The 22,612-nt window shown below is 38.6% G+C and carries 24 protein-coding genes; 17 read left to right on the top strand and 7 right to left on the bottom strand.

The window, feature by feature from the left end; all coding sequences use genetic code 11:
• Nucleotide 1: 1 nt before the first annotated feature.
• Both larC and radB read left to right on the top strand, forming a co-directional pair.
• Nucleotides 2–1,189 carry a nickel pincer cofactor biosynthesis protein LarC gene (larC, locus tag F1737_RS02940; protein ID WP_317137291.1) on the top strand — a complete coding sequence of 396 codons (1,188 nt, stop codon included), beginning with the start codon at nucleotides 2–4 and terminating at the stop codon, nucleotides 1,187–1,189.
• A gap of 2 nt (nucleotides 1,190–1,191) precedes the next feature.
• Nucleotides 1,192–1,863: a DNA repair and recombination protein RadB gene (gene radB / locus F1737_RS02935; protein ID WP_317137290.1), complete on the top strand. Its 672-nt coding sequence runs from the start codon at nucleotides 1,192–1,194 to the stop codon at nucleotides 1,861–1,863.
• Here radB and dapF read toward each other — a convergent pair.
• The 3 genes from dapF to F1737_RS02920 all read right to left on the bottom strand — a co-directional run bounded on the left by dapF (nucleotide 1,850) and on the right by F1737_RS02920 (nucleotide 5,147).
• A complete protein-coding gene (gene dapF / locus F1737_RS02930; protein ID WP_317137289.1) occupies nucleotides 1,850–2,674 on the bottom strand; it encodes a diaminopimelate epimerase in 825 nt (274 codons plus the stop codon). The genes radB and dapF overlap by 14 nt on opposite strands.
• Nucleotides 2,675–3,020: 346 nt before the next feature.
• On the bottom strand, nucleotides 3,021–3,848 hold the full coding sequence (locus F1737_RS02925) for a DNA adenine methylase (protein WP_317137288.1): 828 nt from the start codon (nucleotides 3,846–3,848) through the stop codon (nucleotides 3,021–3,023).
• 99 nt (nucleotides 3,849–3,947) lie between these two features.
• Nucleotides 3,948–5,147: a RuBisCO large subunit C-terminal-like domain-containing protein gene (locus F1737_RS02920; protein ID WP_317137287.1), complete on the bottom strand. Its 1,200-nt coding sequence runs from the start codon at nucleotides 5,145–5,147 to the stop codon at nucleotides 3,948–3,950.
• Nucleotides 5,148–5,290: 143 nt separating this feature from the next.
• Between F1737_RS02920 and F1737_RS02915 the strand changes: the two genes are divergently transcribed.
• The 10 genes from F1737_RS02915 (at nucleotide 5,291) to F1737_RS02870 (ending at nucleotide 14,528) form a co-directional block, all read left to right on the top strand.
• The gene (locus F1737_RS02915) at nucleotides 5,291–6,094 is read left to right on the top strand and encodes an HAD family hydrolase (protein WP_317137286.1); all 804 of its coding nucleotides are present in this window, start codon (nucleotides 5,291–5,293) and stop codon (nucleotides 6,092–6,094) included.
• 261 nt (nucleotides 6,095–6,355) lie between these two features.
• Nucleotides 6,356–7,966, top strand: a complete 1,611-nt coding sequence (atwA, locus tag F1737_RS02910; RefSeq protein ID WP_317137285.1) for a methyl coenzyme M reductase system, component A2 — start codon at nucleotides 6,356–6,358, stop codon at nucleotides 7,964–7,966.
• An 11-nt stretch (nucleotides 7,967–7,977) separates the two neighbouring features.
• The gene (gene mmp3, locus F1737_RS02905; RefSeq protein WP_317137284.1) at nucleotides 7,978–9,528 is read left to right on the top strand and encodes a methyl-coenzyme M reductase-associated protein Mmp3; all 1,551 of its coding nucleotides are present in this window, start codon (nucleotides 7,978–7,980) and stop codon (nucleotides 9,526–9,528) included.
• The gene (locus tag F1737_RS02900; RefSeq protein ID WP_317137283.1) at nucleotides 9,528–9,998 is read left to right on the top strand and encodes a methanogenesis marker 6 protein; all 471 of its coding nucleotides are present in this window, start codon (nucleotides 9,528–9,530) and stop codon (nucleotides 9,996–9,998) included. The genes mmp3 and F1737_RS02900 overlap by 1 nt, the downstream gene beginning before the upstream one ends.
• A gap of 4 nt (nucleotides 9,999–10,002) precedes the next feature.
• A complete protein-coding gene (locus F1737_RS02895) occupies nucleotides 10,003–10,467 on the top strand; it encodes a methanogenesis marker 5 protein (RefSeq protein ID WP_317137282.1) in 465 nt (154 codons plus the stop codon).
• Nucleotides 10,464–11,705, top strand: coding sequence for a methanogenesis marker 15 protein (locus F1737_RS02890; RefSeq protein WP_317137281.1), 1,242 nt, complete (start codon nucleotides 10,464–10,466; stop codon nucleotides 11,703–11,705). The genes F1737_RS02895 and F1737_RS02890 overlap by 4 nt, the downstream gene beginning before the upstream one ends.
• Before the next feature lie 8 nt (nucleotides 11,706–11,713).
• Entirely contained in the window at nucleotides 11,714–12,292 is a 579-nt protein-coding gene (locus F1737_RS02885; RefSeq protein WP_317137280.1) for a methanogenesis marker 17 protein, read from the top strand.
• A 3-nt stretch (nucleotides 12,293–12,295) separates the two neighbouring features.
• Nucleotides 12,296–13,237 carry a methanogenesis marker 7 protein gene (locus tag F1737_RS02880; RefSeq protein ID WP_317137279.1) on the top strand — a complete coding sequence of 314 codons (942 nt, stop codon included), beginning with the start codon at nucleotides 12,296–12,298 and terminating at the stop codon, nucleotides 13,235–13,237.
• 64 nt (nucleotides 13,238–13,301) lie between these two features.
• Entirely contained in the window at nucleotides 13,302–13,742 is a 441-nt protein-coding gene (locus tag F1737_RS02875) for a carboxymuconolactone decarboxylase family protein (RefSeq protein ID WP_317137278.1), read from the top strand.
• A 150-nt stretch (nucleotides 13,743–13,892) separates the two neighbouring features.
• The gene (locus tag F1737_RS02870) at nucleotides 13,893–14,528 is read left to right on the top strand and encodes a DUF4013 domain-containing protein (protein ID WP_317137277.1); all 636 of its coding nucleotides are present in this window, start codon (nucleotides 13,893–13,895) and stop codon (nucleotides 14,526–14,528) included.
• A gap of 14 nt (nucleotides 14,529–14,542) precedes the next feature.
• Here F1737_RS02870 and F1737_RS02865 read toward each other — a convergent pair whose 3' ends face one another.
• Nucleotides 14,543–14,890 (bottom strand): hypothetical protein, encoded by a 348-nt coding sequence (locus F1737_RS02865; RefSeq protein WP_317137276.1) that lies wholly within the window; start codon nucleotides 14,888–14,890, stop codon nucleotides 14,543–14,545.
• A 57-nt stretch (nucleotides 14,891–14,947) separates the two neighbouring features.
• Nucleotides 14,948–15,550, bottom strand: a complete 603-nt coding sequence (locus tag F1737_RS02860; protein ID WP_317137275.1) for a hypothetical protein — start codon at nucleotides 15,548–15,550, stop codon at nucleotides 14,948–14,950.
• Nucleotides 15,551–15,725: 175 nt separating this feature from the next.
• Between F1737_RS02860 and F1737_RS02855 the strand changes: the two genes are divergently transcribed.
• From F1737_RS02855 to F1737_RS02845, 3 genes are all read left to right on the top strand, one after another.
• Nucleotides 15,726–16,232 carry a flavodoxin domain-containing protein gene (locus tag F1737_RS02855; RefSeq protein WP_317137274.1) on the top strand — a complete coding sequence of 169 codons (507 nt, stop codon included), beginning with the start codon at nucleotides 15,726–15,728 and terminating at the stop codon, nucleotides 16,230–16,232.
• A gap of 91 nt (nucleotides 16,233–16,323) precedes the next feature.
• Nucleotides 16,324–17,064, top strand: a complete 741-nt coding sequence (locus F1737_RS02850; protein WP_317137273.1) for a hypothetical protein — start codon at nucleotides 16,324–16,326, stop codon at nucleotides 17,062–17,064.
• A gap of 156 nt (nucleotides 17,065–17,220) precedes the next feature.
• On the top strand, nucleotides 17,221–18,258 hold the full coding sequence (locus F1737_RS02845) for a flavodoxin domain-containing protein (protein WP_317137272.1): 1,038 nt from the start codon (nucleotides 17,221–17,223) through the stop codon (nucleotides 18,256–18,258).
• Nucleotides 18,259–18,359: 101 nt separating this feature from the next.
• On the opposite strand, the gene purB is transcribed toward F1737_RS02845, so the two are convergent.
• Together purB and F1737_RS02835 are read right to left on the bottom strand one after the other, a co-directional pair.
• Complete coding sequence (purB, locus tag F1737_RS02840; RefSeq protein WP_317137271.1) at nucleotides 18,360–19,697, bottom strand: adenylosuccinate lyase; 1,338 nt, start codon at nucleotides 19,695–19,697, stop codon at nucleotides 18,360–18,362.
• A gap of 139 nt (nucleotides 19,698–19,836) precedes the next feature.
• Nucleotides 19,837–20,058 (bottom strand): PspC domain-containing protein, encoded by a 222-nt coding sequence (locus F1737_RS02835; RefSeq protein ID WP_317137270.1) that lies wholly within the window; start codon nucleotides 20,056–20,058, stop codon nucleotides 19,837–19,839.
• 80 nt (nucleotides 20,059–20,138) lie between these two features.
• On the opposite strand from F1737_RS02835, the gene F1737_RS02830 reads away from it, so the two are divergent.
• Both F1737_RS02830 and F1737_RS02825 read left to right on the top strand, forming a co-directional pair.
• A complete protein-coding gene (locus F1737_RS02830; protein ID WP_317137269.1) occupies nucleotides 20,139–22,145 on the top strand; it encodes an ATP-dependent DNA helicase in 2,007 nt (668 codons plus the stop codon).
• The gene (locus F1737_RS02825) at nucleotides 22,136–22,588 is read left to right on the top strand and encodes an MGMT family protein (protein ID WP_317137268.1); all 453 of its coding nucleotides are present in this window, start codon (nucleotides 22,136–22,138) and stop codon (nucleotides 22,586–22,588) included. Before F1737_RS02830 ends, F1737_RS02825 begins: the two co-directional genes overlap by 10 nt.
• Nucleotides 22,589–22,612: the final 24 nt, after the last annotated feature.

Here is a 22,612-nt window from a genome sequence, read left to right as displayed (position 1 = left end):
TATGAAAATTCTCCTCTTTGATCCTTTTCATGGTGCAGCAGGCGATATGATTATCGGTGCACTGCTGGATCTTGGTGCCGATAAAGATTCTGTCGAAAAAGCAATGAGCTCTGTCGTATCAAAACCGGATTTTAAAAATGTTGAAAGATGTGGTATTTCGGCAGTAAAAGTCGAAACCAATGCAGGCAAGGCACACAGGACACTTGATGAAGTAAATAATATTATTGACACATGCATTGCCCCAAAAGAAGCAGTACTGATGGCAAAGCGTGTTTTTGGAAGAATAAATACAGGAGAGATTAATGTTCACGGCACAAAAATGACTCATTTTCATGAAGTCGGGGCCGATGATGCAATCGCAGATGTGATAGGGGCATGCACGGCATTTCTATCACTTAATCCTGATGCAGTATATATAAAACCGTTAGCTCTTGGGTGCGGGTTTGTAAACAGTGAGCATGGTAAAATACCCGTTCCTGCACCCGCAACAATTGAAATCCTGAAAGAAAGCGGCCTTCAGGTGATCTACGGAAAAGACCCTGAAGAAGGAGAACTTTGTACACCCACAGGTGCTGCACTTCTCTCTGAATTCTCAACATATTCCAATACTGAACCTGAAGGCAGAATAATTGCAACAGGATATGGTGCAGGAACAAAGAATCCTCAAAATACCCCCAATGTCCTTAGAACTCTGATAATAGAGCAAAATAATGAACTATCTGACAGAGTTGACATCCTTGAAACAAATGTCGATGATGCAACAGGGGAAGTCATAGCATATACTATACAGCGACTTATGGATGAAGGCGCAAGAGATGCTTCTTCAATCCCGATAAATATGAAAAAGGGAAGAAACGGATCACTGATCAGAGTGATTTGCAAACCTGAAGAAGCGGACATGTTTGTAAGGATATTATCAGAAGAACTGGGAACTCTTGGTATTAGGCACATACGCTCAATACACAGATCTATTCTTAAAAGAACCTTTGAAACGGTATCACTGGAATTAAAAGGCAGAATATATGCAATAAATGTTAAAATAGGCTGGATCGAAACAGAACCTGTTACTTTAAAAGCAGAATATGAAGATGCAAAAAAATGTGCAGAAGAAACAGGTCTTCCAATCAAAAAGATAGCTGCAATGGCTGAAAGAATAGCTTCAGAAAAGATTGATAACGGAGCTAAATAAATATGGACTTTTCAAAGATAAATACCGGGTCTTCTGATTTTGATGAATTAATCGGAGGGGGCCTCGAAAGGCGTGTCATAACTCAGATGTACGGAGAGCCCGGCTCAGGTAAAAGTACAATTTGCACCCTTTGTGCTGTAAATATTTTAAAAAGCGGTAAATGCGCAATTATTATTGACAGTGAAGGCTTTTCAGCAGAAAGATTTGAACAAATTGCAGGAAGTGATGAATCAAAAAATCTTGCAGAGAGATTATTCCTTTTTGAACCACTGGATTTTTCTGAACAAGGACTTATGATTGCACAGTGTGACACCCTTCTAAGAGATAATGATATAGGTCTGATTATTCTTGATTCAGCAACTGCACTTTACAGAGTAGAGCTTGGGAATTCAGGGGAAGGGCAGCGAAGGCTGGGACAACAGTTAATACATTTGCTTGGATATGCAAGAAAATATGATATTCCTGTTATTGTGACAAATCAGGTTTATATGGATATAAACAATGAGATGCTCACAGGTCTTGGAGGTACTTCCCTCAGGCACATATCCAAAGTAATTGTCAGACTTGAAAAACAAAATTCGCATAAAACTGCAATTCTTGAAAAACACAGATCAAAACCGGAAGGCAGGTCTTTTGATTTTAAAATAATAAATGAAGGGATTATAAAGGTATAAAACCTGAGAATACTGTTTCAGCAGAACCTTCCATTTTTGCCCCGCTTTTTGAAATATAAATGGTAAGCGGCCCCCCGACTGTATTTACCAGAACTTTATCACCCGTTTTTCCGGTTTTAAAAGACACTACTGCAGATGCAGTGGAGCCTGTTCCACAGCTGAATGTTTCATCCTCAACTCCACGCTCATATGTGCGGATTTTTATCTCACTGTCGCCAGTTACGCTGACAAAATTGACATTTGCACCTTCTAAAAATGTCTCATGATACCTTATTTTTGGAGCAACTGAGCAAATATCAAATTCATCCAGGTTTTCAACAAATACAACGGCATGGGGTACACCGGTATTCACCGCATAAACTGTAAAACCTTCAATTTCTTCTATATATTCTCCCTCTCCCTTTGCAGGAATTTCAGGACGGTCATATTTTACTCTTCCCATGTCAATTACAGCAAAAAATTCATCCTCACTGTGATAGCCGGCCTCTACCAAAAGGATTCCTGCAAGGGTTTCAACCGAACATTCCTCTTTGATATATTTCATATCATAAGCATATTTTACAAGGCAGCGAATTCCGTTACCACACATCTCCGCTTCACTTTCATCAGGCTGAAAAAGCCTCATCTTAATATCTGCTTTTTCTGAGGAAGATATAAAAAGAACTCCGTCACCGCCAATTCCAAAACGCCTGTCGCAATAGAGTTTTGCAAACTGGCCCTTCATTTCATCAGGGATGACATTCCCTTTAGTCTCATCAATAAGTATGAAATCATTTCCGTTTCCCTGAAGTTTTACAAATGGTATTTCCATTATAAAATACACCTCTGCCTTAAATTGTATGTTAATATTAAGTAACTACTTTTTCCAAAGATATTGAAATATCTGTAAAAATATAAACAAAGATCTGTTCCCTGGTTACTGTATTTATGAGAGTAAATAGGCTTTCAATAATTTATTAATGTTTTTTCACAATTCTGCCATAATTGGCAGGTCACATGCCTTACAACTGAATATGAAGGGTGAAGCGGCATTTGTTCGATTTTTAAAATGCCCTGATATCAATTAGGTTTTTATCGACTAAATCGTTTAATTAAAATCCGGCACCTGATCTTTACCAAAATTTATGCAATAAAAATTCAGAGAATTACAAAAAAATTTAATAATTTGTAACAATGACCTCACTTGCACCAAGCCTTTTATCCGGATTACTATTTATATTCCGCCGGGCTTCTACGACATGAATATTGTAGCCTGAATATAGCTGATGAATTTCCGGATTGTTGGAATTGCTGAGCATTACATTTACACCATTGTCTGATAATTCACGAAATAATAAAGAGAGTCTTTTCTGATCATTATAACAAAAACCTGAAGAACTATATGAAGTAAAATCAGCTGTTTTTGATACCGGCATATAAGGAGGATCAAAATATACAAAATCACCTTCTTTGGCCCCGGCTACAGAACTTTCAAAACCTTCATTTTTTATTTTGGTTCTTTCAAGCATTTTTCCAAAAGAGAGAATAAACTCTTCATCAGGGAGTTTGGGGCTTTTGTACCGCCCAAACGGCACATTAAATAAACCGGATTTGTTTTCTCTCCAAAGGCCGTTGAAGCAGTGACGGTTTAAGTAAATAAAAAGGGCAGCCCGTCGTATTTTTTGGGATTCATCCCCCAGGATCATATTGAACTCATCCCTGAGATTATAAAAGACTTCACTGTCATTTTTAAAATCCTCAGATTTTAGTTCCATTGATAAATCACAGTGATTTTCCTGAATTGTTAAATAGAGATTGACTAATTCCCGGTTAATATCATTAATTACAGCATTTTGAATCAGATTTTCATTATAGAGATGTATAAATACAGCCCCGCCCCCAATAAAAGGCTCATAATATGTATTCCATTTCTCAGGAATTCTAAGAAATATCTCATCTATGAGTTGCCTTTTTCCTCCGGCCCATTTGACAACAGGTTTTAGCACATATAGATATTATATTTAATTCTAAAAATGGTTATTAAATACCAATAAAAAAATGAATTTTTTTGTTTAATATATTTTTATATAAGTCACATGGATAATTTACTTCCACTTCTCAAGTGCCAGTTTGAGTTCACTATGATCTTCTGCATACTCTTCTGCTGAAAAACCTTCCATGAATGCATCAACAGCCTGCCGCATTGCAGCAGCTCCCGCCATTGTTCCTTTCGGATGACCGTGAATTCCTCCGCCTGCCTGCAGTATCAAATCAGTACCCAGATTTTCAAGTTCGGCATGTACTTTTCCCGGATGCAATCCACCGCTTGCAACGGGAAAAACAGGTTTCAATCCAAAATAATCTCCCTTAAGGACCATATTGTCTCCTGTTAGCTCATCTGGATCATGTCCCATTTTTCCACTTACAGTTCCGGTATGCAGCTGATCTCCCCCTGACATTCTTACAAGGCGGGCGATAGGGCGCATTGCTATACCATGCTTTTTGTAACGTGTCATTGCGGCATGCATAGTCCGGTGAACATGTACAGGAACATTTATTGAAGCATCCTCCGATAGTGCCTGAACAGCTGAAAAACCACAGGTTATAACATCAACCATAATTGCATTTGCCCCGCATTCAAGAGCCTTTTTCGCACGTTCAACAATTTTATCTGCCCTGTCAGATACATTAGCCGCGTAAAGAATCGTACGTCCGGTCTCACTCATGGCATCATCAAGACGGCTCATAACCTCCTGAACTCTCTCTTCCATCGGACAGAAGTCTTGATTGGTGAGTGTTTCGTCATCCTTTATGAAATCAACACCGCCTACAGCCGCAAGATAAGCCACTTCTGCCGTATCTTTGGGATTCAGACCAACTTTTGGTTTTATAATTGTTCCAACATGCGGTCTTTTGGAAACATCTGTTCCAATGAGTTTTCTAACCCCGTCTATTCCAAATTTTGGACCTTTAAAGGAAACAAGCTCTTTTGGAAATTCAACATCCAAAAGTCTTACCGAATCAAGTCTCCCCAGACCAAATAAATTCCCGGCAACAACAGAAAGATACTGAGGTACATTTCCGGCTTCAAAAATTTCCGCAGGATAGTGAATTCTGGTAATGTAACCTGAACCACTTTTCTCAACCGACTCAACCACGCCGTCAAGTCTTTGGACATATTCCATTCTGGTTGAAATATCAGTCCATGTACCTGTGGTTTCTTCATCAGCAATTGCCTGTGCGGCAAACTCAGGTGATGTGTCACCCCTTGGTTCATAATAATATTCTGCAATAACGTCAGGCATAATTCTCAGTCTCTTAATTATCTCTGTAATAGAAATTCTTTTTGCTAATTCTAAAGTATTCAGTCATGACAAAGATCTAATTCGTAAAGAATCAGTGCACTAATAAATGCAATAATTAACATCAACAACAAAACAGAATTACAATGACAACTGCAGTAGTTTTTGACAGTGCAGGCACTCTTCTTCGTACATATCGTGTTGCAAGAGATATATCCAATAACAAAATAGTGGAAGGAGTGGAAACAACAACCCTTACCTGCTCTGCAAAAGGGAGAGCATTAATCCTGTTATATGCACACTCCCAGGATATAGTGGACGCACCTTATGAAAAACTCCTTTCTAAATATCTCGAAGAGAACAAAATTTCTTTTGGGATTGCATGTTCATGCGGAATCGTAACAGCAGATGAAGTCTCAGCACTACTATACAAAGATAAAAATGCCCAGGTCAGTGATCTCCAGACCTGTATAAAAATGGTCTGGAACTGTTGTAAGAAACTTCCCGTAGTTGCAATGAACAGCGGAGTCATTGTAAACAAATACACGGGAGGAATTGAATTTGCAATCACTTCCGGCGGGCGGCCATTTTCAAATGCAAGAGCAACAATTCAAAAACTTCAGCAGATGGAAGTTGCCACATACGTTGCATCAGGCGACAGAACCGACAAACTCATGAAAATGGCTGATTACCTTGGAATTCCACACGGAAACATACACGGAGTTGCAACGCCTTCAATAAAAGCGCAGGTTGTTGAGGATTTAAGGGTACATTATGATAATGTTGTAATGGTCGGTGACGGCGTAAATGACATTGCTGCAATGAAAGTTGCTGACATTGCAATATTAACAGAACAGCAGCAGAAACAAAAACCAAGGATACTGGTGGATGCAGCGGATTACATAATAAAGGATGTATCTGAAGTAACAGGCATAATAGAAAGAATTTAATTTTGGGAAATATTGAATTTCATTTAATTCAACGCCATATGCCCGACATAATATATAATCAGACAAATCACTTCTTTTTGAAAAAAAACCTCATTTTTTAGAATAAATTAAAATTTATTCAAAACAAGATGTTGTAACAATATAAAGGCTAATAACTTACCTGCACAAAATTTTGTTTAGACAATTAAAAAATTGATCATTGTTCCAAAACCGAATTATATAATAAAAAAACATTACATTTAGTTATCGAGGACAAGTCTTATGGCATCACTAATCACGGTTGAAAATTTATGTAAGGAATTTAACGGGATTCCGGTTCTTAAAAATATAAATTTCAGTATTGATGAAGGAGAAATTCTGGGAATCATTGGAAGAAGCGGAGCAGGAAAAACTGTTTTGATGCACCTTATCAGAGGTGTTGATGAACCGCCGACTTCAGGAAAAATTATTTTTCACATATCGGCATGCAATAAATGCAGTCATATAGATCTACAGAGCAAAACCGGTGATAAATGCCCAAAATGCGGAGGAGAACTCGTCAAAGTGGATGTTGATCTCTGGGCTGAAGAAAACAGATCTATGAAACGAAGGATCATGACCCGGTCTGCAATGATGTTTCAGCGCACATTTGCACTCTATGGTGATGACCGCGTCATTGAAAATGTTATGCATGCATTAAGTGACATTAATTATCCTCCGGAAAAACAGGTTTCAAGGGCAGCAGATCTTCTTGATGAAGTAAGACTGTCTCATCGTATGATGCATATAGCACGTGATCTCTCAGGTGGAGAAAAACAGCGCGTGGTTCTTGCAAGACAACTCGCAAAAGAGCCGTTTTTATTGTGCGCAGACGAACCAACCGGAACACTTGATCCCCGTACGGCTAAAATCGTCCACGAAATGCTTCATGAGTCTTCCATCGGCAATCATATGGCAATGCTTGTCTCATCACATTTTTCCCAGATAATAGAAGACATATGCAACCGTGCAATTTTCCTTGAAGATGGTGAAATCAAAAAAATAGGCGATCCAAAGGAAATAATTGATACTTTCATGAAAGATGCTGCGGACGATGAAATTTTTGAAAAAGGTGACCTTGGTGATGAGCTTCTTCACGCAAAGGATGTTATAAAAAGGTACATTACAGTCGACCGGGGAATGATTAAAGCAGTTGACGGCGTCACATTTGAAGTATCAGAGAGAGAGATTTTTGGAATAATTGGTACAAGCGGTGCAGGAAAAACCACCCTCTCAAGAATAATTTCAGGAATTATTGAGCCTACCGGAGGGGAGATGAATATCCGGATTGGTGAAGAATGGGTTGACATGACAAAGCCAGGCATTCAAAACAGAGGACGTGCCAAAGGCTACATTGGCCTTTTACATCAGGAATATGATCTCTATCCGCACAGAAATGTCCTTGATAACCTCACTGACTCAATAGGCCTTGAATTTCCAAAAGAGCTTGCCATGAGAAAAGCGATAATCACTCTTAAAATGGCAGGATTCAATGAAGATAAAAGTCGCGAAATATTAAACCGTCTTCCTGATCAGTTAAGCGAAGGTGAAAAACACCGTGTCGCACTTGCCCAGGTATTAATCCGTGAACCAAGAATAATTCTTCTTGACGAACCGACAGGTACAATGGATCCAATAACAAAGATTGATGTGAAACATTCAATTATGCATGCCCGCGAAGATATGGATGAAACATTTATCGTGGTTTCGCACGACATGGACTTTGTCCGTGAAATATGTGACCGTGCAGCATTGATGCGTCATGGAAAAATTGTTAAAATCGGCCCGACAGAAGAAGTTCTTGAGTATCTTACCCAGGAAGAAAGAGAAATTATGTCCCGGCCTGAAGCATGAGGTGAAACATTTTGATTGAAATCCATCTCGATGGAACAAAGATGGAACTGGAGGATGGAGCAAAACTTGGATCAATTATCCCTGATTTGCCTCATTTACATTCTGTTGCAATAATAAAACCTTCAAAAACAAAAGAACAGAAAACTCAGAATATTAAGCTGACAACATCAGCCGGAGAAGTAATTATTGAACTGACAAAAGAAGGTCAGGAAATAATTTCTGAAGACTTTTTTAAAAAAATCTCCAATAAAAACAATTTAGAAAATTTTTTGGAACTAAAATGGTCTGACAGACAGACGGCTTCATTTGGCCCTTTTGAATCTGAAATTATTTCAGAAAAAAAACCATTTCGGTATACGAAAGGAGATGTTATTATCGGTTGTGGTGGGTATGATAAAGAAAATTCATACCTGATTTTTTCTAAAATCACCCACTCTGCAGATCACGGGGCAGCTAAAAAAGGAGGCGTAATCGGAAAAATTGTAAGCGGCAGAAGTGTTCTTGAACGATGGAAAATAGGAGACTCCATTAATTCAGCTGAAAGGATTATAAGCCGTGAAGATACAAAAAACGCCTTCGTTACAAAAGACAGAAACCTTGTCCTTGAAACAGGCATGGAAATTATCAGCTATGTCAGTGTGATTGCAAACGGTTATTCTAATGACAAAATTGACACAAGCACATCTGAAAGCGTTGAACATATGCTTCTGACATTTTCCGGGAATGAATTTGCCATTGACCTCAACTCATCGGTATTTGCGATGGATGAAAGGATGAAAAAATCCATTGTAAAACAGGAAGCAAAAAAGTCCAGGCTTGAAGGTACAGTCACTGTAAGAACATCAGGAAAACAGATTGGAAGTATATACATTTATACAAAAGACATTCCTGGAAGTCCAAACCACACAGTAACCGGTCAGATCAATCATGGAATTGAACTTGTAAAACTTGCTGCCAGAGGCGATAAATTTACTATAAAAACAACTCCCGAACAGATTGATCTAAGAGGTCTTGCTATTTCAAAAGCTATACAAATAGCTGAAGAAAGGGGCATAAAAGTTACTATTGACGGTGATGCTGATAATTCGGTAGTTACAGATCACAGCCCGAAGACAACACTTGAAATCCTTGACAAAGGGGAAGTCCGACTTTTGACAGTCCCCCTGTCTAATGTAATCACTATCCGTCTTGATGATGAAAATGCACCAAGAACATGCGGTATTTTCCGTGAAGTGACCGGCCTCAGGTGGTACAAAATCGGAAAAATGCCTATGATTTTTAAGTTTGAGGATGTTTATCTCTTCAATCCGAAAGTATCAACAAAGATTACAATTACAAATGAAAACACACCAAAAGGAGAGGTTCCTGCAAACACTCTTGCAATGACAAATGATTCCAGAAAGAGTGCGGGTATGGTCGGCATGAGAATGTCTCCCAACAGTGAATTCGGACCAACATCCGAGCCACTGCCTGCCACCAATATTATTGGAGAAGTAATTGAATCTGAAAAACTTAAAGACATAAAAGAAGGTGACATTGTCTACCTGAGGGAGATGGAATAATGGCAAATAAACCATATAAACCAGATTATACAGGCACAATCACCAAATATGTCTTTATTGAGTCACCTGACACAACCCCTCAGACACTTGCAATAAGAGCATATGAATTATCTGAGGGTGTGATGATTAAAGAGACCTGTTTCGGACTACAAATAACAGGAAAACCTGAAGAAGTAAACAATATAATCATACAACTCCGGAATATTGATCCAACACATATCTTCGTAAAAGACAGGGCATTTCCTCCGGGAGACCCCAGAAGATGCCGTGCAAATCTTGGAGGTGCCCGTCCGGGATATTTCGGTCACGAATTTGAGATGAGACTTATAAAGTATATCTCAAAAGGTCTTTTGGAATCTGATTCAAAAAAAGGCTACAATAAAGATATTCTTTCAAAACTTAAAAAGAAAAGTACCGATAAACTGCCTGCTGAAAAACTTCAAAAAATCATAGAAACACAGGAGCCCTAAAAAAATGGTTAAAGTTTTTATCTATCCATCAACAAGCCTTATCCTTTCGGATATGGTTGAACGCTTTGGACATAACCCTCTTGGTGCTGCAATAGCCATCAGAGAGAGGATCCAGACTCCCGGATTTGACTCTCCACCACTTCAAATGACCCCCGAAGATCCAAAAAAAGGTCTAAAGTACGCCGCTGTCGAGGTCCCTTCAGGAGTCAGAGGCCGAATGGCATTATTCGGCCCGATGATCGAAGAGGCTGAAGCTGCAATAATAATAAATGACTCTGACCTTGCTTTTGGATGCATGGGATGTGCAAGAACTAATGAGCTTGTTAAATTTTCCATAAGAAAGAGAAAAGAGATTCCAATTCTTGAACTGAAATATCCGTCATCTGAGGAAGAAGGTATTGCATTTGTAGGGGCAATAAAAGAATTTCTTGAAGGACTTTCTAAAAACACAGGGGGAATGGAAGAATGAGCGAACAACCTGTCAGGGTAGCACAGCTTTCATGCGGACCGGAACACAGCGGTGTTCAAAAAGAAATCTATGATGCGGCAGCGATGGTTAATGCAGAGATGTTCTTCCCGGACGTAGCATTATCCGATATTCAAAGCGCATATGATGAATTTGGTCTGGAAGCCAGATCAGCTGATTTGAAACTTGCAATTGCAAGGGCAAAAGCACTTGTAGACGGTTCAGTCGATGCTGATGCAGTCTTTATTGCAACATGCTTCAGATGCTCTGAAGCCGCAATAGTCAGAAATGAACTCAGGCACTATATCCATAATAATTCCAAGCTTCCTGTTGTAAGCTATTCATTTACAGAAAGAACAACTTCAGGAACTCTTCTCACAAGAATGGAGGCACTGACCACTATTGCAAGAAGAAGGGCACTTCTGGCACGTGAAAAACAGGTAGGAATAACTCTTGGAATTGACTCAGGATCGTCCACTACAAAGGCAATTGTAATGAAAGACAATGAAATTGTGGGTACAGGATGGACTCCGACAACTGCCGTTCTTGAAAGTGCGGAGACAGTTGTTAATTCAGCACTTGAAGAAGCCGGGATCAGCATGTCGGATATTGAAGCAATAGGAACTACAGGATACGGAAGGTTTTTGATTGGCCAGAAATTTAATGCAGATCTTATACAGGAAGAACTTACCGTAAACTCAAAAGGTGCTGTATATCTTGCAGATAAACAGAGAGGAGAAGCAACTGTAATCGACATAGGAGGAATGGATAACAAGGCCATATCTGTTCAGGACGGTATCCCCGGAACATTCACAATGGGAGGCATCTGTGCAGGAGCTTCAGGAAGGTTCCTTGAAATGACTGCAAAGCGCCTCGGGGTTGACATCACTGCTCTCGGCCCTCTGGCAATGAAGGGACTTTCAAAAACAGTTCCAATGAACAGTTACTGCATAGTGTTTGGAACACAAAGTCTTGTAAATGCACTTGCAGAGGGACATACAAAAGAAGATGTGGCAGCCGCCGCCTGTCGCAGTGTTGCCGAACAGGTTTTTGAACAGCAGCTTCAGGAAGTAGATATTAAAGAGCCTGTCATAATGGTTGGGGGAACTTCACTAATAGAAGGTCTTGTAAACGAAATGGGAAGACTTTTGCAGACCGAAATTGTCGTTCCACATCATTCACAGTATATCGGCTCTGTTGGTTCGGCCCTGCTGGCATCAGGTTTTATTAAGGACAGGTAGGTTTTGATATGGCAATTGGTTACTTTGAGGTCGAATGCAGGGAAGAAATGGGCAGACTTGCATACATCGATATTGCATCAGATGTGTTAAAAGACCTTGACCTCATCAAAATCATAGACAAACTTCACATCTATATAGACCTGGATTTCCCCTTTTTCCTTGCAGTGGGAAAAACAACAAAACTCCCGTCTCCTGTTCACATCAATGATTTTTCAAGTGTTATAGAGGATGAGGGTAAAATTGTCATCAACATTGCAAATGAAACATACCTTGCAAGGATGCTCACAATCCTCTGGAAAAAATACTCACGCGAGGAGATCGTTCAGCCTGACAGATTTACTGTTACAATAAGTTCATCAATTGCTTCAGTCCCCGAGATTGAAAATATTGAAGTCTATGATCCAAGTGAGGCAATGTATAAGGATCTGATTTATGCAATGCAGTGGATTGCCCCTGAAGGTTTCAGGGTGCGTCGTGAATGGGTTGACAAAGGATATTTCTGGTATATCGCAAGCGAAAACACTCTCCCTGAAGATGTGATGGAGAAATATGTCAGAAAATACTTTGATAAAATTGGAGGTCTTTAGAAAATGGCACTTGTTCCAATAACATACAAAGGCGGTGTTTACAGACATGACATTATTGTCGACCTCATAGATGATCTTGGAGGCTATATCGTCCAGAAACACATGATTGCCCAGGAAGTTGTTCTCCAGTCACTTGTACCCAAAGATGATATTGAACTTATCCGTAAAGTAGGAAGGCCTCTTGGAGGTGAAGTGTTTGAATCCCCCCTTGTGGGGACAGAAATTGCAGTTGTGTCCCCAAGCCTTGATATTCATCACCTTCCGCACACTTCCTGTGATGTTGCGGAATACCTGCGCAGATCCGGTGCCAAAACGAATATGATAGGACTTTCAAGGGGATTTGGAAAGAGAATTGCAAATCTCAATATTGAAGAAAGAGACATCATAAACGAGCATGATTGCGCTATTTTTATGCTGGGAAATTTTGAGGACTGCATTAAACACAAACTACCTGCATTAAGACGTGGAATTCATGTTCCGCTTATTCTTACAGGAGGGCCTGACAAAGAGGCATTAAAAGCAATTACAGATCCTCCGGTTGAAGGATATGTGGGGGGAATTGGAAGAATCGGTCACCGTATGAAAAAGCAGGAAGGAGAAATTGAATTTCTGGACGATATGGTTGATGAGGTTTCAACTGTCCTCGGGATTAAACGCGAGGATATGTCCAAAGACGAATTGTCCATTTCTCCTGCACGTCTTATGTCAATAATCGAAGAGGACCTTAGTGTCATAAAAACATCCACTCATCCAACACCCATAACTATTCAGATCGCAGGTCTACGACTGAAAATTCCATATGACGATTATTTTAAATACGTTCGCGCGATTGAAGTGGATAAAGGCATAAAAATTGAAGATATTGCAGAAGTTTTGCCTTCCCGCATGCGTAATTACATATGGATTAAGATAAGACCATTTTCTGAAACTAATATAATGGTGTAAAATATCAGACACCCTTTGAATCATATATTTTTACAATTACTTCAGCAACAGACAGGTGTGACCAGTGGAATTTGAAAATGTACTAAGCAATATAGCACAGAAAGGTAAGGAAGAATCCGCAAAGGAATGGCTTAAAAATATTGAAGATGAAAATGGAACTATCCCCTTAATCTTTCAAAGAATGGCAAAAAGGCCTGAAGTTTTAATATCACATTTGCTCTATAAGGGCGCTGTCACCGAAACCAGCACTCTTGATCCAAAAATTGTTGAACTAATATCTCTTGCAGTTGGTGCTGCACTAAACTGTAAACACTGCACCGAATATCACATGCGTGCAGCATATAAAAGAGGAGCCACAAAGGATGAGATCCTCGAAGTAATCCTTCTTGCAGGTTCTCTTGCACAGGCATCTGTTCTTGCCGATGCATATCGTGTCCTTGATACAAATGATGAACCATGTAAAGGTTCATGCGATCTCAACGGTTTTTCATATAAAAAACAATAGATAATATCCAAAAATAACCCATACCCTATTTTTTCCACACAATGCCTGCAAAAAAATATATTATTATCACCACATACATTTTTATATAAAGAATGCTTTCAAATCTTCAGGGAAATCAGGGTGATTTTCAGGATTAAGGAGTGAATTAAAATGGAGATTGGTGAATTGTTTGGTGATTCTTTTGATTACACAAAAGAGGCACTTATTGATAAATGGATGAGATGGATTCTTTTAATAATTTCTGCTATTATTTTCCCCCTTCTTGCAGGTTATCTTCTCGCAGTTCTTCGTGGTGAAAAACCAGCCCCCGAACCAGAGAACTGGATTAAATTACTGATTGACGGGATTATTGTCCTCATCATTGGCTTCATCTACTCAATTCCGGTATTTATTATTGCTACTCTTACAATGGGCACCGGAATGTATGCAATTATGGCAAATCCATACTCAATGGGAGCAGGGGCGGGCTTTTTCGGAATCGGGATGCTGCTGACTTGTATTGCCGCAATAATAATCTCACTTATCGCAAACATCGCAATCATCAGATATGCACGTACTGAAAAAATTGAGGAATCATTCAACTTCAAAGAGATTATTGAAAAGATTCATAGCCTCGGATGGGTGGATTACTTTATCAAAATCTTTGTATTGTCGATTGCAATTGGAATTCTTGTATTTGTCGTTAATATTATTCCAATAATAGGATTCCTGATTTATATTGCACTTTTGCCGGCCATTGCCATCTTTTCATCAAGATACCTCTGTCTGATTTATGACAGTGCCTAAAAATAATTCTGTTTTTAAATCATTCCACAGGATGAAAGTTCATATATGACTTTTATTCGCTCTGCATCCTTTTCTGACACACATTCTCCAATATAAGCCAGAACCACATCCAGATATTCTACATCAAGGCATCCGACACTTTCTTCACCACTCAGAATCAGTGAAGTCAGGTATTCCCAGTCCACAGGCAAAAGTATGGATAACCTGTCCCTGAAATCATTAATATTTTCAGAAATATGGTTGGATAGAGGCGGAAGAATCGATCTGAATACCTGCCCCGAACCAGGGCATATATCTATTGAATATTCAGGTGCAAGTTTCTTTAATATTTCAATATCCTTTTCTGACAATTCTCTTGGCATTAATTATCACTACCACAAAAAATCATATAAAATTTATGTTAAATGCAACAAATTAATTTATTTCCTATTTATTACGACTTTGCAGATGATCAAACAACTTATTAACACAGCTATTAGTGGCATAAATAATCCCAAAGGGGAATCTTTCGTAGAGGAAGCGTTAGTACCGGTTACCGAATAATTATTTTCTAAAGGTTTTTCAGAGAGATCTTTTGTTTCATCCTCTTCTAAAGAAGGCAATATTTCTATTTCCGTTTGCTTTTCAGTAATTTTTGGATCAACCTGAACAGATGGTCTTTTCAGTTCAACTGTTTTAACCGCGTATTCCGCACCTGAAAGATCCTTTTTTCCTGCCGGGCGATCAACTGCATAAATAAAGTATGTTCCTGCATCAGGCGTTCCGGAACCGGTTTTTGTGTCCCATTTATAAGTCCATACATTATTCCTGACAGAAACTTTTGCAAAAGAACTTCCGTCACCTGAAACAACTTCTGATGAAATATCCTCAGGATTAACACCGTTTGAAGCAAGATTTGGTCCATACAAAAATAAGTATACATAGTCAGCACCGGGCGCTGCTCCTGAGATTTCAATAGTATCCCCGACATAACCTGAAAATCCCATGACAGCCGCCGGGATTAGCATTATAGAAAAAAACATAATAAGCCCTGAAAATCTGACAGGATGAAAATTTTTTAAATTCATATGATTTTAATAAATTCAACAGACGATATAATTACCCTTCTTTTATCACTCATATTTTTGAATGAAGAGGTAGATAAAATATTAATTCATTCCAATAATAAACAGAAAAAATCATCCGGAGATCAAAATAATGATAAAAAAGATACTCATCGCTTATGCTACCAGATATGGCTCCACAACAAAAATTGCAGAGACAATTCAAAATAAATTATCTGAACTTGGATATGAAACAAAGACTGCAAATATTCTGGATATTGATTCTATAGAATCCTATGATGCAATAATTGTGGGAAGTCCTCTCAATATGGGAAAATGGCTTCCGGAAGCAAAGGAATTCATGCAGTTTCGTAAAAATGAACTGAATAAGGTTCCGGTTATTGCCTTTACAACAGGAATTACCCTGAAAAACCCGACTGAACACAACATCCTGAAAGCAAAATTTGCAACCGATGAAATACTTCCATACGTTCAGCCTAAAGAAACAGGTTTCTTTGCCGGAAATCTCAATTCAAACGAATTAAATGAGAATGATAAACAAATCATTATCCTGGCAAAGCCGGAAACAGGAGACTTTAGGGACTTTTCCAAAGTTGAGAATTGGACAAAAACTATTGCAGAAAAATATTTTAATCATTAAAACATTTTAAAATTTTTATCTCTCCAAAAAAGAGCACAAATAGTATTTAGCAGTTCCCGATAATATCAATTATAAATTTCAGGAGTATTCTATGGATGATAAAAAATGGATAATGACGCTTGCACTGGTTCTGTTTATTGCATCTGCTTCACTTTATTCATTGCATTTCCTGATATTCCACGATCTTCATCATATCGGTGTGTTTGCATTACATGAACTTGCTTTCCTGCCGCTTGAAGTCTTAATAGTAACACTTGTAATACACAAACTGCTTGATACAAGAGAGAAAAAAAAGCAGCTTGAAAAGATGAATATGGTAATCGGGACATTTTTCAGCGTAATTGGAACAAGCCTTATAAGCTGTTTTTCTAAGAACAATCCAAATATTACTGATGTCAAAAATCTTCTCAGAATTACAGACAAATGGACAGATTCCGAATTTGATTCAGTTGAAAAAAAGATGAAGGTTTATGACTTTGAAATCGATATATCATCATTAAACCTTGAAAAACTCAAGGCCTTCCTTATTCAAAAAGAAGATTTTATGATAAGACTTCTTGAGAATCCTGTTTTATTAGAGCATGAAAAGTTTACCGAACTCCTGAGGGCAACTTTTCATTTAACAGAAGAACTCCACAAAAGAAATGAACTGTCCCTCTGCCCTGAAACAGACATAAAACATCTTGAAGGGGATATAAACAGAGTCTATGATTTGCTTGCTGACGAATGGCTTGAGTATATGCAGTATCTTAAGTCAAATTATCCTTATCTGTTCTCACTTGCGCTTAGAACAAACCCGTTTGATGATGATGCAACTATCATAATAAAATGAATTCAGATTTACAAAAATCAGGCATATATATTTTCAGAGAAAATATTTTATGAGAACACTTTTACCCAGGACTATAAACAGAGATATAATTGGTAAAAAAGGAAGTATTTCAATCTTGAAACAAAATAATAATAATATTCATTATCCGGTGAACAAATGACAAATAACATTGATAAACTAATTACCTTTGCCATTGAAAATTCAGGCGAAACCTTTCAGTCACCAAGAGTACTGTTTGGAAAAGGTACAAAAGAAGAATTCACAATTTCCGCTGTAGATGATGAAAACAGCCAGATCATAATAAAAAAAGAAGGCTCTATAGATGTGCCTATTGAATATCCCTTAATCGAGGCTGCAATTGAATTAATCAGTAAAGAAAAAGTCCTTTCCATTGAAAATGAAGAAAATATTGAAGGTCCTGTTTCATTACACAAATATCTTAAGGACTGGCAAATGGAAACAAACGGACAGGTCCTTAATATAAGTTATGTGCCTTATATATCAGATTTAATTGTTCTCTCAGAAATTGCATCTTACGGTTGGGCAAAAACCCCAAAAGGAAATAAATTTGCTGCTCTTGCAATGAAAGGAGATAAGGAAAAACGTATTCTTTCTCAAAAAGTTGCAGACCAAAATGACATCAGAAACAAAAAAGAAAACAATTCTATAAAACCTCTTGCAGACAGAAAAAAAGCTGATGTCCTGATAACATATACGACCCGACATGGTACAACCCCCGATATTGCCTGGGCAATAGGAAACTCATTTCACGACATAGGAATAAATGCGGTTGTCAAAAGAATACAGGATGTAGAGGACGTCAGACCATATAAACTTGTAATTATCGGAACACCCATATACAACGGAGATATTCTCCCGGAATCTGTGGAATTTACAAGATTGCATAAATCATGGCTCTGTAAATGTTCAATTGCAGTATTTATTATTGGAGAATCGCTAAGAAACAAAAATGATGAAACTATAATTGAATGCAGTAAAATGGCAGATAAAATTCGCGACTATGTTGATATAGTCGACATTGGAATGTTTGGCGGCAAAATCATTCCTGAATATCTTCCGGTAATGGAACGCCTCGGATCGATGTTCAACAAGGAAAGATTTGGTGATTTCAGAAACTGGCATGAGATCTCAGAATGGTCGGACAAAATGAAAAATTATTACCTTAAACTTTAAATTTTGCTTTTTTGACTGATCAAATAAATCAGCAGCGAACATTTAAAAAAAATTTAAATAATATTTATTTTGTTAATTCAAAAATACCCTACAAATCCTGCTTAAACAAGTGGTGTCAGTTTTTTGATTATATATTCAACCTGCCACTTTGCTGTACCGATATAATTGTCAGGAAGAAGAAGTCCTTCAATCTCGTCTTTTTTAAGGTATTTGGAGACTTCCGGATTTGATGACAATATCTCTGATACCTGCTGCTTCTGTTCAAAAGCGGTCATACTGGCAACCCTCACAAATTCATGAGCGTCCTGTCTGTCCATTCCTTTTTTGGTTAATTCAATCATGACAGACTCGGCCATATTTACTCCGTGAAGCATCTCAAGATTTCTGCGGATATTTTCTGGATTGAATTTAAGGCCTTCAAGAACTTTAATCATTACATTCAGGATATGATCGGCAAGAATTGTAGCTTCCGGGAAAATTACTCTTTCAGTAGAGGAATTTGTCAGATCACGCTCATCCCAAAGTGTATTGTTTAAAAGCGCAGGCTCGATAAAAGATCTCACAATTCTTGCAAGACCGCACACCTGTTCAGATTTGATTGGATTTCTTTTATGCGGCATTGTTGATGAACCAACCTGATTCTTACCAAAAGCCTCTTCCAGTTCTCCGATTTCAGATCTCTGCATCATACGAATTTCAACACCGATTTTATCGAGAGTCGTTGACATATTTGCAAGGAACATGAAATATTCAGCATACCTGTCACGCTGAATAAGCTGGTTTGATACGTCAACAGGATTCAGCTTTAGAATCTCCATCATTGTGACCATTACATCATGGCCCTTGTCGCCAAGAGATGCCTGTGTTCCGACAGCGCCGGTCATCTGACCCACTGCAACACGCGGCCTCATCTGCTCAAGTCTCTCAATATGTCTGGACACTTCACTTGCCCATATTGCAAATCTAAGTCCATAGGTCGTAGGAACTCCAATCTGACCATGAGTCCTGCCTGCACATACAAGATCCCTCGTTTCACCCGCTTTATCCAAAAGGACAGAAAGGAGCTTCTTCAATTTGATCTCAATTATATCAAGACTCTCTTTTATCTGAAGACCGGTTGCCGTATCAAGTATATCATTTGATGTTGCACCATAGTGTATCCATCTGCCGGATTCACCACATACTTCGGTGACAGCTTTTACAACAGCCATCATGTCGTGATTTATTTCAGCTTCGATCTCTTTAGAACGCTCAAGTGAAGCAGTCAAAGCATTAGAGGAGATCTCATCACCTGCATCTTTTGGAATCAGCCCGTGAACACTCTCTGCCTGTGCGAGGGCAACTTCAGCTTTTACGATTGAGACAAATCTGTTCTCTTCATCCCAGACATTGCGCATCTCAACCGTCCCATACCTAAAATCAATTGGGTGGATTGCCATAGTGCTTTATTCATATGTAATTCGTCGGGTAAAACAGTGATGGTTATTATGTGATATATTATGATATTTTAGAAAACGTGAATTTAAAAAGAAGGCAAATTACCGGCAGTGGCCTGTTTTGTCGTCCTAAAAGGGAGATTTATTCTTTTACCCTGTATTCTGCATTAATTACATCTTCATCGTCTTCCTGCGGAAACAAAAACCAGGCGGCAATATATGCAATTAAACCTATTCCGTATGGTATTACAAGAATTATCCAGATTAATCTTAAAAGATTTGAGTCTATACCCAGTGCTTTTCCCATACCGCCGCATACTCCTGCAAGTATGCGATCATCCCTTGATCTGTAAATTTTGTTCACTTATAATTCACCATGATTTATTCACTTTCACAGTGCACGGCACAATATTACAAAATGTGTCAGCTACAAATAAGTAAGTAATGGATTGTCTTGATGACTGGTTCCCTTATGATACATACAGACCGCACCAGCAGGAAATGTTAGACCTGGCTGCGGAATGTACAAAGAACGGTTTGACATGCATGATAGATGCTCCCACAGGAAGCGGCAAGTCAAGTGTTTTATCTGCTCTGTTATCACAAGCAAAAGGGAAAAAAATACTTGTAGCTGTAAGAACTGTAAGTCAGCTGAACACTTTTATTCGTGAACTCGAACTTATCAGGAAGAAAAAGAATAACGTAAAAGTAGCATATCTTGTCGGAAAAAGAAAAATGTGCATGATGGGTGGAGAAGGCGACATATACCGCCTTTGTGAGGGTCTTAAAGCCTTTTCAACGTCACTTATGCGGGAGCGTGCACAGAGAGGTTCGCTTGTACCTTCAAATGATCCTGTTTTAAAAACCCAGCTGAAAAGACAGGATTATGATCATCCTCTTCTTTGTCCTTATTTCATCAGATCGAGGATATATCAGGAGGGCGGCGACGGACTCAAAATGATTCCGTCAAACACTCTCCGCACCAAGGCAGAGCAGACTTCCAGAAGGATTGTCACTCCTGACAAAATTCATGAAACCTGCGGAGATATCTGCCCATATGAAGTTATGCTTCAGGCTGCACGGGATGCAGATGTGATACTTCTGAATTTCCATCATATTTTTAATGAAACCATTCGTGAACAGATGTACCAGTCAATAGGAATAGAGCCTGAAAATACAATTCTCTTAATTGACGAGGCTCACAACTGTGGGGATACTGTTCAAAGCATTCAGACCGTAACTCTTAGTGAATCCAATCTGATAAATGCTCAAAATGAACTCTCACATATGCGTGGACAGGTCGGGGGAGTGGAGGCCGTATTAAACCTTATACCACGCGTCCAGAATTTCATGAACGGGCTGAAGAGATCAATGAAAAACGAAGACTGGTTTGATCCTGTAATCTTCAGCCGTTTCATACTCAACGGTTCTCTTTACAATAAAATGGAAGAAATTGCAGATGATCTGCTGAGAATAAATGAGGCAGTCCATGAAGCAAAACTTCAAAAAGGGGATTTTAAAGAAAGTCCTGTCGAAAAACTGACTGAATTTTTCTTAAGAATCATAAATTCATCAGGAGACGCCGCATATCTTACAATTTATAAAAAAGTGGATCAGGACGTCATTGCACTCGAAGTCAGAAATATCGATCCTTCAGAAACTCTGATAAAAACCGCAAATGAACATTCTGCATGCATTCTTATCAGCGGAACACTTTCTCCGGTTGAAAGTTACAAAAAATTGTATTTTGGAAATATTGAAGTAAGGACTCTCTCCCTTCCAAATGCCTTTCCAAAAGAGAACAGAATAATATTCTGTTCACGGGACATTACTTCATCTTACAGCAAAAGGCGCGATCCTGAAAACACAGACAAAATTAAAAGCTACATCAATGAATTTGCCGGTCTCAGAGGAAATCTTGCAGTTTATTTCCCGTCATATGATCTCCTTAACACATACACAGACAGACTTCCCCAAAAAATCAGGGGTAAAAATGTATTCATTGAATCACAGGATTCATCAAAAGCAACGAATGATTTAAGAGAATTCATGTCTCTGCCGGAAACAGGAAAATCCGGGATATTGTTTGGTGTATGCGGTGGAAAATGGAGTGAAGGGCTTGATTACCGTGGAGAAATGTTAAACGGCGCCATAGTAATTGGTCTTCCCCTTGCACCTTACAATGACGTAAGAAGAATGATCAACAGTTATTTCAAATCAAAATTCGGAAAAGAAGGGGAATTTATATCATACACACTCCCTGCCATAAACAAGGCACTTCAGGCACTTGGAAGAGTGCTTAGGACACCTGATGACAAAGGAGTGCTTTTGCTGGGTGAATCCCGCTTCCTTGAAGATTCTGTCAGAAAGGGTCTCCCACCCTGGATGCAGGCGGAAATGACTGAATGCAATATTGAAGAGTTCAAAAAAGGAATTACCGGATGGAAATGAGAAGGGGGGCCTTCCAGTTTGGTTACTGGTGGATTCATGTAACATGGGCAGGAACAATTGTGCATAAAGTCAGTTTTTCACGGACCGGTGAAGAAGCTGATATTCCGCTTCAGCTTAGACAATACCTTAACGGAAAGGTGAACGGGATATCACCTTTAACTTCAGTTGCACTTGAAAGCGATTATCCTTATTCTAAAATTTACAGGGAAGTTTCTAAAATTCCATATGGTATAACAAAAACCTATTCTGAAATTGCAGAAATAACAAAAACAAATCCGCGTCTTGTAGGAAACGCAATGAAAAGAAATCCCACACCACTAATAATCCCATGTCACAGGGTGGTTGCAAAGGAAGGAATCGGCGGATTTACACCTGATATTGAAATTAAAAAATCGCTTTTATTAATGGAACAAAAATTCAGTAAAAGTCTTAATTTATCATGAATAAACTCTAATTTTTAGGTGAAA

It is taken from the genome of Methanoplanus sp. FWC-SCC4 (assembly GCF_032878975.1).
Taxonomy (GTDB): domain Archaea; phylum Halobacteriota; class Methanomicrobia; order Methanomicrobiales; family Methanomicrobiaceae; genus Methanochimaera; species Methanochimaera problematica.
Note: the sequence above shows the minus strand (reverse complement) of the source record. Positions and strands in the feature narration are given on the sequence as shown.

Coding starts and splice junctions, on each gene's coding strand:
- larC (WP_317137291.1), top strand. CDS start 2: ATGAAAATTCTCCTCTTTGATCCTTTTCATGGTGCAGCAGGCGATATG.
- radB (WP_317137290.1), top strand. CDS start 1,192: ATGGACTTTTCAAAGATAAATACCGGGTCTTCTGATTTTGATGAATTA.
- dapF (WP_317137289.1), bottom strand. CDS start 2,674: ATGGAAATACCATTTGTAAAACTTCAGGGAAACGGAAATGATTTCATA.
- F1737_RS02920 (WP_317137287.1), bottom strand. CDS start 5,147: ATGCCTGACGTTATTGCAGAATATTATTATGAACCAAGGGGTGACACA.
- F1737_RS02915 (WP_317137286.1), top strand. CDS start 5,291: ATGACAACTGCAGTAGTTTTTGACAGTGCAGGCACTCTTCTTCGTACA.
- atwA (WP_317137285.1), top strand. CDS start 6,356: ATGGCATCACTAATCACGGTTGAAAATTTATGTAAGGAATTTAACGGG.
- F1737_RS02900 (WP_317137283.1), top strand. CDS start 9,528: ATGGCAAATAAACCATATAAACCAGATTATACAGGCACAATCACCAAA.
- F1737_RS02895 (WP_317137282.1), top strand. CDS start 10,003: ATGGTTAAAGTTTTTATCTATCCATCAACAAGCCTTATCCTTTCGGAT.
- F1737_RS02890 (WP_317137281.1), top strand. CDS start 10,464: ATGAGCGAACAACCTGTCAGGGTAGCACAGCTTTCATGCGGACCGGAA.
- F1737_RS02885 (WP_317137280.1), top strand. CDS start 11,714: ATGGCAATTGGTTACTTTGAGGTCGAATGCAGGGAAGAAATGGGCAGA.
- F1737_RS02880 (WP_317137279.1), top strand. CDS start 12,296: ATGGCACTTGTTCCAATAACATACAAAGGCGGTGTTTACAGACATGAC.
- F1737_RS02870 (WP_317137277.1), top strand. CDS start 13,893: ATGGAGATTGGTGAATTGTTTGGTGATTCTTTTGATTACACAAAAGAG.
- F1737_RS02865 (WP_317137276.1), bottom strand. CDS start 14,890: ATGCCAAGAGAATTGTCAGAAAAGGATATTGAAATATTAAAGAAACTT.
- F1737_RS02860 (WP_317137275.1), bottom strand. CDS start 15,550: ATGTTTTTTTCTATAATGCTAATCCCGGCGGCTGTCATGGGATTTTCA.
- F1737_RS02855 (WP_317137274.1), top strand. CDS start 15,726: ATGATAAAAAAGATACTCATCGCTTATGCTACCAGATATGGCTCCACA.
- F1737_RS02850 (WP_317137273.1), top strand. CDS start 16,324: ATGGATGATAAAAAATGGATAATGACGCTTGCACTGGTTCTGTTTATT.
- F1737_RS02845 (WP_317137272.1), top strand. CDS start 17,221: ATGACAAATAACATTGATAAACTAATTACCTTTGCCATTGAAAATTCA.
- purB (WP_317137271.1), bottom strand. CDS start 19,697: ATGGCAATCCACCCAATTGATTTTAGGTATGGGACGGTTGAGATGCGC.
- F1737_RS02830 (WP_317137269.1), top strand. CDS start 20,139: ATGGATTGTCTTGATGACTGGTTCCCTTATGATACATACAGACCGCAC.
- F1737_RS02825 (WP_317137268.1), top strand. CDS start 22,136: ATGGAAATGAGAAGGGGGGCCTTCCAGTTTGGTTACTGGTGGATTCAT.